Consider the following 9,488-nt stretch of genomic DNA (forward strand, 5'->3'; position numbering starts at 1 on the left):
CCCTCGCCGAAGAGCCGCGCGGCGAGGGCAGGCCGTTCCGCCAGCAGGCGGTCGATGTCGACCCCATGGTAGGTGACGTTCTCGCGCAGCGGACGCAGGCCGATACCGGTATTGGCGTAGAAATCCACCTTGCCCAGTTCGAGGAAGCGGCCGAAGGGGCGCAGCAGGGCCAGGCTGCGTTCCATCGCCTCGCCGGCCAGGGCGTTCAGGATCACGTCGACCCCGCCGGTCAGCGCCGGGATTGCATCGGCGAAGGCCAGATCGCGGGAGGACAGCACATGCTCGGCCCCCAGGCTGCGCAGGTAAGCGCGCTTCACCTCGCTGCCCGCGGCGGCGATGACCCGGGCACCGCGGTGCAGGGCGATCTGCAGGGCCGCCAGACCGACTCCGCCCGCCGCGCCATGGATCAGCACGACCTCGCCCGGCTGAAGACGCGCCAGATGCTCGAGCGCGTACCAGGCGGTGAAGAAGGCGACGGGCAGGGTCGCCGCCGCCTCGGGCGAGAGGCCCTCGGGCAGCACCGCAAGCTGGCCCTCGGCGGCGATCATGTGGCTGGACAGGCAGGCCGGACCGAAGCTGGCAACCCTTTGCCCGGGACGCACGCCCTGCACGCCCTCGCCCAGGGCCTCGACCCGTCCGGCACATTCAAGCCCCAGGGTCGGCCCGGCAAAGCCCCCCGCCAGCGCCTCTTCCGGCAGCAGGCCCATGGACCACATCACGTCGCGATAGTTCAGACCCACCGCCTCGACCCGGATGCGCACCTCGCCCGGGCCGGGCTCGGGCAGCGCGCACGCCCGCCAGGCGAGGCGATCGAGCCCCCCGGCGGGATCCGCGACAAGCTGCGCCGACGCCGCAGGCGGCAGCGGCTGGTCCCCGCCAAGCCTGACCCGCAGGGCGCGCGGGCCCGTCGGGGTCAAGACCAGTTCCGTCTCGTCGCCGGGGCGGGCAATGCAGCCGGCCAGCCAGCGCGCCGCGGTCCCGGGTGCGGCCTCGCCCGGATCCAGCAGGTGCAGGCCACAGCCCGGGTATTCGTTCTTCGCCGTACGCGCCAGGGCCCAGAGCGCGGCCTGCGCGGGATCGGGGGGCGGCAGATCGCCGGCCTGCGCCCCGCGAGGGCAGATCAGCCAGAACTCCCGCCCTCCCGCCGCCTCGGCCCGGCTCAGCAGCCCGGTCAGCGTCAGGATGCGCTGGCGCAGACCCTCCGCATCGGTCCCGGGCGCGCAGACAAGGATCAGCCCCGTCGCGCCCTCCGCATCCGGCGCGGTCTCCAGCGTGACAAGCTCGCCCTCCCCTGCGGCACCCAGTGCGGCGCCAAGCTGGGCCACGAGCCCGCCCTGATCCGCCGGGGCATCCGGCAGGTCAGGGGCGGCGGGACGGGTCATGAGCAGCATCGACGTCCCCGCCGCCAGGCGCAGCGTCGCGGTCTCCGGCGCCTCGACACCGGCGGCAAGGGCAGCCTCTGCCAGTCCCTCGGCGGCCTGCAGACGCGGTGGATGGAGCCCCCCGGGATCGCGGTCCCGGGCCAGGTCCCCGACTAGGCGCAACAGCGCCACGTGAGGGCGGGGCGCCTGTTCGGCCATCAGCAGAACGCCGCCCAGGGCAACCCCCGGCAGCAGGGCAGACAGGCGCGTCGAAGAGACGACGGGCCGCAGACCCGAACCGCACCCAAGCACCAGGTCGAAGCCGGGCGAGCCCCCGAGGTGGGCCGGAGCGAGCCGCCCGATCCCGCCCCCGACTGCCGGGGGCACAGGCGCATTGCAACCCTCATCCAGCACCCAAAGCTCGGCCGGAAGGCCGGCGCGGCGCAGCAGGGGCAGGATCTTCGGCCCCCCGTCGGCATGTTCCAGCACCCGCAGCGGACGCCCCGAGACCTCTGCCGCCAAGGCAAGCACCCGGCCCGCCAGGATCTCAGCCCGGGCCGCGACCGCCGCCGACCCATCGGTCAGCGCGGCGAGGGTGGCCCGGTCGAAAACCTCATCCTCTGTGGGTACCCGGTCCTGTGCCACCCAGTCCGGCAGGATCTCGTTCAGTCGCGCCAGCGCCGCGCATTCATAGGCCAGCGCCGGGTATTCCGCCGAAATGCCGGCAACCAGCTCCGCGACGCCCGGCAAGTCGGGCGCCGAATCCAGCTGCCAGGTCTGCTCGCGGATCCGGGCCACCCCGGCGGCCGCCAAAAATTGCCAGAGTGCCCCGGAAAGCCCCGTTGCCTCAGCCGTTTGCCCAGGCGGCGGGCCAAGAAGTCGGGCGCCGGCGTCGCCCCCAGACACCGCATCGCGGACGATTCGCTGTGCCAGGGCATCAAGCAGCAGCGTGGCCTCTTCCAGCGGGTCCTCGGCATCGGCCGGGATGAGATCGCCCCCCCGCAGCGGCGCGGCCGGTTCGAGATCCGTCGGCACGGTCTCCATCCCGAAGGCATGGGCGTCGAACTCGACCGGTTGGACCAGGCGCAGGGCGCGGAACTCGACCCCCGACAGCCGCGCCAGCAGACCGCCCTCTGCATCGAACAGCAGGATCTCGGCGCGCAGGCTGCGTTCGCCACGCCGGGTCAGCCGGATCCGCCCCGACATCACCTTGCCCCCCGGGCGCAGCAGATCCAGCCGGGCCACGCGCACCGGCACGAACCCCAGGGCGAGATCGGCGTAGCGCCCCGTCTCGAGGGCACCGATCAGCCCGTGCAGCACCGCATCGGTGGAGACCGGATCCAGCGCGTAGTCTTCAGGCCGGTAGCCCTCGGGCCGGGCCTCGCGCAGGATCACCTCGACCAGGTCGGGCGCGGGGTGACGAAAGTGGCTGAGGTTGCGGAACCCCGGACCGTAGGTCAGCCCGATCTCTTCGGCCTGCCGGTAGACCTGGTGGGCCGGGCCGTCGCCCGGCAGGACGGCAGGATCCGGGGCTGTTTCAGGCCCGCACTCTGGCCCGCACTCTGGCCCGCTCAGCCCGGCAGCTTCGGAGAAACGCCCCGCCGCATGGGGGCGCCAGGCCTCCCGGCTCCAGCGGGGGCGCGAAGAGATCCGGATGCGCCGCTCGGCTGCGGCAATCTCGACCCGTGTCTCGCTGAGACCACGCGGCGGCAGGGGCAGCGGTGCCACCATGTCGAAGTCGAAGAGGGTCACCCCGCCGCTACGCTCCGCGCCCAAGCCGCGCTGCGCAGCGGCAAGCGCCATCTCGGCCAGGGCCATTCCGGGCAGGAGTACCTGCCCGCCGACCCTGTGATCGGCAAAGACCGACTGCACCTCGGCGTCCATCTCGTTCAACCACAGCCGACCGTCGGCGGCCGCTTCGACGCCCAGAAGTGGATGATAATCGCTGCGCCCGCTGCTGCGCAGAAGCGCCTCGGTCTGCCCGGCATCGAAGCTCTGCAATTGCCAGGGATAGTGCCCCAGTTCGCGCGCGGGCCCCTGCGGCGGCGGCGCAAGCCGGCCAAGGTCCAGCGCCGCCCCATGCACCAGCAGCCGTGCCACGATCCGGGTCACGGGATCTGGCGAAACCGGATCCCGGCGGTTGAGACCCGGCAGGACGACGCGCTCTCCGCCGCAGTCCTTCAGCGTGTCACGCGCATAGCCGGTGAGCACGGGATCGGGACCGATCTCGACGAACAGGGCATGCCCCTCGTCCGCAAGCGCCTGCAGCGCCTGCTGGAACCGGACCGGCTGGCGCATGTTGCGCCACCAGTAGAAGCTGTCGAGATGCCCCCCGCCATGCGCCGTGCAGTGACGCTGGACAGGAAGGGGATCACGGTGGCTGAGGGATCCAGCACGCCAAGCCGGTCGAAGAGCGCCTCTCGCAGCCGCTCCTGGGCCGAGGAATGGAAGGGGTAGTCGACACGGATTGGAACGCAGGCTAGGCGCAGCGCCTTGCGGGCGTGTCGCATGAAGGCTTCGAGCGCAGGCCGCGGCCCGACCAGGGTGACCGAGCGCGGACTGTTCTCGGCCGCGATCTCGATCTCGGGGTCGCCGTAGTCGGCCACCAGGGCACGGGCCTCCTCAGGGCCGGCCTGAAGCGCGGCCATGGTGCCCTGTCCGGCGAGGCTCTCCTGGGTGGCGGACCTGGCGGCGATCAGGTGGACCGCCTGGGCAAGATCGAGCGCACCACAGGTCAGCGCGGCGGCCACCTCTCCGGCCGAATGGCCCAGCACGGCGGCCGGCTGCGCGCCGGCGGCCATCAGCGCCCGCGCCGTGGCCACCTGGTCGGCAAAGAGCAGCGGCTGCGAGACGGGGGCCCGGCGCAGCTTTCCCGCCAGGTCAGGGTCGCGCAGCATGGCACTGAGGGACCAGCCTTCCTGCGCCTGCCAGGCGGCGTCGACCCGGTCGTACTCGGCGCGGTAGGTGGCATTGCCCCCGTAGGCGGCCAGGCTCATGCCCGGATACTGCGCGCCGTTGCCGGAGAACAGGAAGACCGGTGGCTGCGCCGTCAGGGCACAGTCGGCCAGTTCCAGCGCCGGGTGCTTTTGCCCCGACTCAAGGGCCTCGGCAGCGGACTTGACCGTGGCGGGATCCGCCGAAAGGACCGCCGCCCGTTTCGGATGCAGGTCCCGCAGATGGAGCGCCTCGTCATGCAGGCGCCGGTTCTGGGCGCCGGTCTTGTCATGGGCGCGCGCGGCGCGGTCGTTCAGGCTGGCCAGAAGGGCATCGCGACAGAAGCCCGAGGCCAGCAGAAGTGGACGCGGACGGTCATCCGCCTCACGCGTGGGCAGCGGATCGGCCTCGTCCGCCGCGATCACCGCATGGGCATTGGCGCCGCCGAAGCCGAAGGAGCTGACCCCCGCCAGGCTGGCCGTGCCGAGATCCAGAGGCTGGGTGGGCACGGAGAGATTGAGCGGGCCGAAGGGGATGCCGGGGTTCGGGCTGGCGGCATGCAGGCTGGGCGGCAGCCTCTTGTTCTCAAGCGCGATCAGGGCCTTGAGCAGGCCCGCGCTGCCTGCGGCCGGTTCCAGGTGACCGATGTTGCTCTTGACAGAGCCGATTGGCAGGGGCGCCTCGCGGTGCTGGCCAAGTGCCCGACCAAGGGCGCCGGCCTCGACCGGATCGCCGGCGGCGGTGCCGGTGCCATGGGCCTCGACGAAGGCCAGGGCGTCGGGCTCGACCCCGGCACGCGCATAGGCCGCCTTCAGCAACTCGACCTGCGCCCGCTCCGAGGGCAGGGCAATGTTGACCGTGCGCCCACTGGTATTGGTCTCGACATGCAGCAGGCGCCCGCGATGGCGCGGCGACAGCCGCCGCCCCGCGGCATCCTTGACCAGCACGAAGGCCACCGCCCCCTCGCCGCGCACGTAGCCGTCGGCTCCGGCCCCGAAGGCCTGGCACAACCCGGTCGGAGAGAGCATCCGCGCCGCGGCGAAACCGACGAACTGGTTCGGGATCAGCAGCGCATTGGTGGCGCCGACCACGGCGATCTCGACCTCGTCCCGCTCCAGCGCGCGCAGGGCCGCCTGCAGCGCGAAGAGCGACGAGGAACAGGCCGTGTCGATGGTCATCGAGGGCCCGTGCCAGTCGAAGACATGGCTGATCCGGTTGGCGATCACCGCCAGGGACGACCCGCTCATGATATAGCCATCGGCGGTCTGCGGATCATGGGCAAGGCCAGTGCCGTAATCCATCAGCGAGGCCCCGGCGAAGACGCCGATCTGCTGGCCGGCCAGCTCGGAGGGCTTCAGGCAGGCGTCCTCCAGCGCCTCCCAGACCACCTGCAGGAAGAGCCGCTGCTGCGGATCCATGTAGAGCGCCTCGCGCGGGGAAATGCCGAAGACCGCAGGATCGAAGCGGTCGATACCGTCGATCACCCCGGCGGCAAAGCTGTAGGTCCGCCCCGGCGTGCCGGGCACGGGATGCAGGAAAGGCGCATGGCGCCAGCGCGTCTCGGGGATCTCGGTCACCGCGCATCGGCCCGCGTAGAGGAGCTCCTCGAAGGCGCGCGCGTCCGCGGCCATCGGCAATCTGCAGGCGCGTCCGGCGAATCTGATCATCGTTCCCCCTGTCTGCCCGCCGGCCTCAGAGGACACGGGCACGGAATTGTTCGAGGAGGCCGGACCGGGCAGCGCGAAATCCCGGGGATTCCGGGGCAGGACCGACCTCTCATCGCTGGCAAGAGGAAATCCCGAGGGGGCTTAAGAAACGGTTTAAGCCGCTGCGCCAGCGCGCCCGACGGGCCCGACCTGTCGCAAACCCTCGGCAGGATCATCGAAAAATACGCCATTTTTCAGGGCATTGGAGGTCCACCTGCGACCTTTCAGCCGCCCCTCCAGCGCACAGACCCACGCGCCTGCCGACCGGGACGAAAGTCGCAGCCGCAGCGCCGCGAACGGAAATTTAACTTTCCTGCCCGATCCCTGAGAGGGTGCGACGCCTGTGATTCACTGGTCGTGGATCGCTTGGGTCGTGCCCTGACGGCCGGAGACAGAGGCCAGGCCTCGAGCTTTGTCACCGCGCGGAAGAATGGATGGACAGGAGAACCGGGTGCCCTTTCTGACCAGCATCACGCCGTTCCACAGCGAGGGCGCACGGCTTCGCACCAGCCTCGACAGCCTTCTGGCGCAGGACTTCGGGGATGTGGAACTGCTGCTGGTCGATGACGGCGCCGACGCCCGGACCCGCGCCGTGGCGGAAAGCTACAGCGATCCGAGGATCCGCATCCTGCGCGGGGCGAACGGCGGGCTTTCCTCGGCACGCAACCGCGGGATAGCGGCGGCGCGCGGCCGCTACCTGTGTTTCCTCGACGCCGATGACAGCCGCCCGATCTGGGCCTTTTCAGCGGCCGCGCGACAGGCCCGGGACGAGGCACCGGACCTGGTGATCTGCCAGGGGCATCTGGCCGAGGAGACGGGACAGCTGATGCCCTTCTACGACCGCGCGGTGCTGGACGCCCTGGAAGCGCACCTGCAGGGGCGTTGCGCGCGGCGCGGCGCACCCGGGTTCGCCATGGCCCAGGCGCTCTGCCTCCTGGCTGAACCGCAATCGGCCAACAAGCTGGTGCGGCGGGACTTTCTCGGCACGCCACCGCTGGGGTTTCCCCCGGGGCATGTCTTCGAGGACCTTTACTTTCACGCCCTGGCGGTGGCGCGGGCCGGGCGGATTTCGCTCTGTCCGCATCCCGCCTTCACCTATCATCGCCATGTCGGAGGCGGCCAGCTGACCGCCGCCCGCGACCTGTCGCGCTTTGATATCCTCGCCGTGGCACGCCTGCTGCTGACCCGTTTCGCCGCCCTGCCAGAGGCCGGGGACCCGCTATGCCGCACCGCGCTGATGCTGGCCCTGGCGAAGCTGCTGCGCTGGTGCGAAGAGATGCTGTCGCATCCGCACCGGGCCCAGTTCCGCACCGGCGTGCTGGCTGTCCTGGCCCTTGCGGATCCACGCTTCCGCCGCCTCGCACGCCAGACGCCCGTGGCCTTCGACCAGTTCAGCCGGCATCGCGACTGGCTGGAGGCGCTGCTCTGCGATCCGCGTCTCTCGACCACAAGGGAGGTCAGCCATGACCCGATCATCCGTCTTCCGCGCCTTTGGCCAGGACGTCGCGCTTGAGACCACGGACGATCCCTTCCTTGAAGAGGACAGCCGCTGGCGCCTGCGCGAGATCTACGAACCGGCCCTCTCGCTCTGGCGGCTGCCGGCCAGCGGCCATGCGGTTGACCTCGGGGCGGGTTCGGGGCTTTTGCCCTGCCCTTCGCACTGGCCTTCCCTGGCTGGCGCCTCACCTGCCTCGAGCCGGACGAAACCGCCTTCGCCGCGCTCCAGGCCAATATCCACCGGCTGGACCTCGGCGCCCGGGTCACCGCCGAGCGGCTGGCGGTGGTGCCCGGCGCGAAGGGCGCCGCGCCGCTGATCCGCAGCCGCAAGCGCCCGGCCTTCCTGTCCGCCGACATCCCGCACTGGCAAGGCGGCGGCCTTGCCGAGACGCTGCCCGCCATGCCGCCGGAGGATCTCGTGGCGCGCCGCCCCGACCTGCTGAAGCTCACCTCGCCGGGGCATGAAAGCGCCATCCTCGCCGCCTTCGGGGAGGCGCCGCCGGCCTTCCTGCTGGGCGAAGCCTGGACCGATCCGCCGCAGAGCCAGCTTCTGCCCGGGACGACCAGCGTCTACCTGCCCTTCGCCGGCACCTCCTGGCGGTTGCAGGACACAGCCGGCGGGCGGCGGCGCGGGGTGGACGTGGTGGTGGCCATGTACAATTCTGCCGCGACGATTGCCGGTTGCATCGGTTCGGTTCTTGACGGGTCGACGGCGGACCTGCGGGTGCTGGTGGTCGATGACGGCTCGACCGACGATAGCGCCAAGCGGGTCCGCGAGGACTTTGGTGATCACCCGCAAGTGCGTCTGCTGCAAAAGGAAAACGGCGGCTGCGCCTCGGCGCGCAACTGGGGGCGGATGCAGTCGGACGCCGAGCATCTCGCCTTCATCGACGCCGACGACATGGTCGAGCCGGGCTTCTACCCCGCGGTGCTGGAGCTGGCGCGCTATTCCGGCCTGCCCATGGCGCAGGGCGGGTTCCGGCCTTTCCGCGATACCTCCAACGGACCACGGCATGAGGCCACGCCCGAAGACCTGTCCCACCTGCCCCGCCGCCGCTTCGGCACGGCCGAGGTCTTTGACATCCCCTGGCCCGAGGTGGTCACCGGCCAGCCGACGATCTGGCGGCGGGTCTACCGGCGCGACTTCCTCGATGCCCGGGCGATCTGGTTTCCCGAACATATCCGCGCCTTCGACGACCAGGTCTTCCAGCTTGTCACCGGTTACCATGCAGGCCTGATCCCGGCCCGCGACGATGTGCACTACCTCTACCGCCAGCATGCCGGGCAGGACATCCGGCAGGGCGACGAACGGGCGCATTACTCGCTTGAGATGTACCGCCTTGTGCTGCGCCGCGCGGTCCTCGAAGGCTGGAGCGACTTCGGCCCCGTCGTCACCTCCTACTTCAGCACCCTCGCCTGGAGCCACGCGGGCCTGCGCGACGACCTGCGCGGCGACTTCCTGCACGGCGCGGCAGAGCTCTGGACCTACATGCGCCGGGTCTGGGGCCCGGGGATCGACAGCGCCGCCCGCCCCGAGCTGCTGCCCGAGACCTTCGCGCGCCATGCCGCGCAGATGGAGCGGCAGCTGGCCGGGCTGGGCGACGGCTATGTCTTCGCCTGGCTCGACGGCCCGGCGCTGCACGTCGACATGCTGCGCGCGGATCGGCAGATGCGAGAGGCAGCACCGATCTAGGGCGAAGGGTCAGCGCAGGGCGGTGAAGGCCAGGTGCAGGGCCTCGGCATAGATGCGGCGGCGGAACAGCCGGGCCTGCATGCGGTCGGCATCCGGCGTCTCGACCTGCAATTCCCGCGCCAGCTTGCCCGCCAGGTAGCGCGCCAGCACCTCAGGCTGGTGCGGCGCGCGGCGCAGGGCAGCAAGGTGCCGTCGGGCCGCGGGGTCGAAGACCGGGTTGGCGGCATCCCCGTCGCGCGCCATACCCTCGCGGAACCAGTCGTAAAGCGCCAGGTCCTCTCCGGCGGCGGCGCGCAG

The 9,488-nt window shown here is 71.2% G+C and carries 4 protein-coding genes and 1 pseudogene; 2 read left to right on the forward strand and 3 right to left on the reverse strand.

Annotated features, from left to right (window positions below; translation table 11 throughout):
- Together OS124_RS28370 and OS124_RS28375 are read right to left on the reverse strand one after the other, a co-directional pair.
- Positions 1 to 1,580, reverse strand: a 1,580-nt coding sequence (locus OS124_RS28370) for a zinc-binding dehydrogenase (RefSeq protein ID WP_443189686.1), incomplete at its 3' end; no start/stop codon positions are given.
- A gap of 449 nt (positions 1,581 to 2,029) precedes the next feature.
- Positions 2,030 to 5,962, reverse strand: a pseudogene (locus OS124_RS28375) (polyketide synthase dehydratase domain-containing protein); the annotation flags it as partial.
- A 490-nt stretch (positions 5,963 to 6,452) separates the two neighbouring features.
- Here OS124_RS28375 and OS124_RS26195 point away from each other — a divergent pair.
- Both OS124_RS26195 and OS124_RS0117090 read left to right on the forward strand, forming a co-directional pair.
- Complete coding sequence (locus tag OS124_RS26195) at positions 6,453 to 7,514, forward strand: glycosyltransferase family 2 protein (protein WP_168161484.1); 1,062 nt, start codon at positions 6,453 to 6,455, stop codon at positions 7,512 to 7,514.
- 270 nt (positions 7,515 to 7,784) lie between these two features.
- Positions 7,785 to 9,191, forward strand: a complete 1,407-nt coding sequence (locus tag OS124_RS0117090; RefSeq protein ID WP_138919577.1) for a glycosyltransferase family 2 protein — start codon at positions 7,785 to 7,787, stop codon at positions 9,189 to 9,191.
- 9 nt (positions 9,192 to 9,200) lie between these two features.
- Here the strand turns inward: OS124_RS0117090 and OS124_RS27565 are convergent.
- The coding region (locus tag OS124_RS27565) for a hypothetical protein (RefSeq protein WP_029375523.1) at positions 9,201 to 9,488 on the reverse strand (288 nt) is incomplete at its 5' end.

Origin of the sequence: Oceanicola sp. S124 (assembly GCF_000220565.1) — a bacterium.
Classification (GTDB): Bacteria; Pseudomonadota; Alphaproteobacteria; order Rhodobacterales; family Rhodobacteraceae; genus Pseudooceanicola.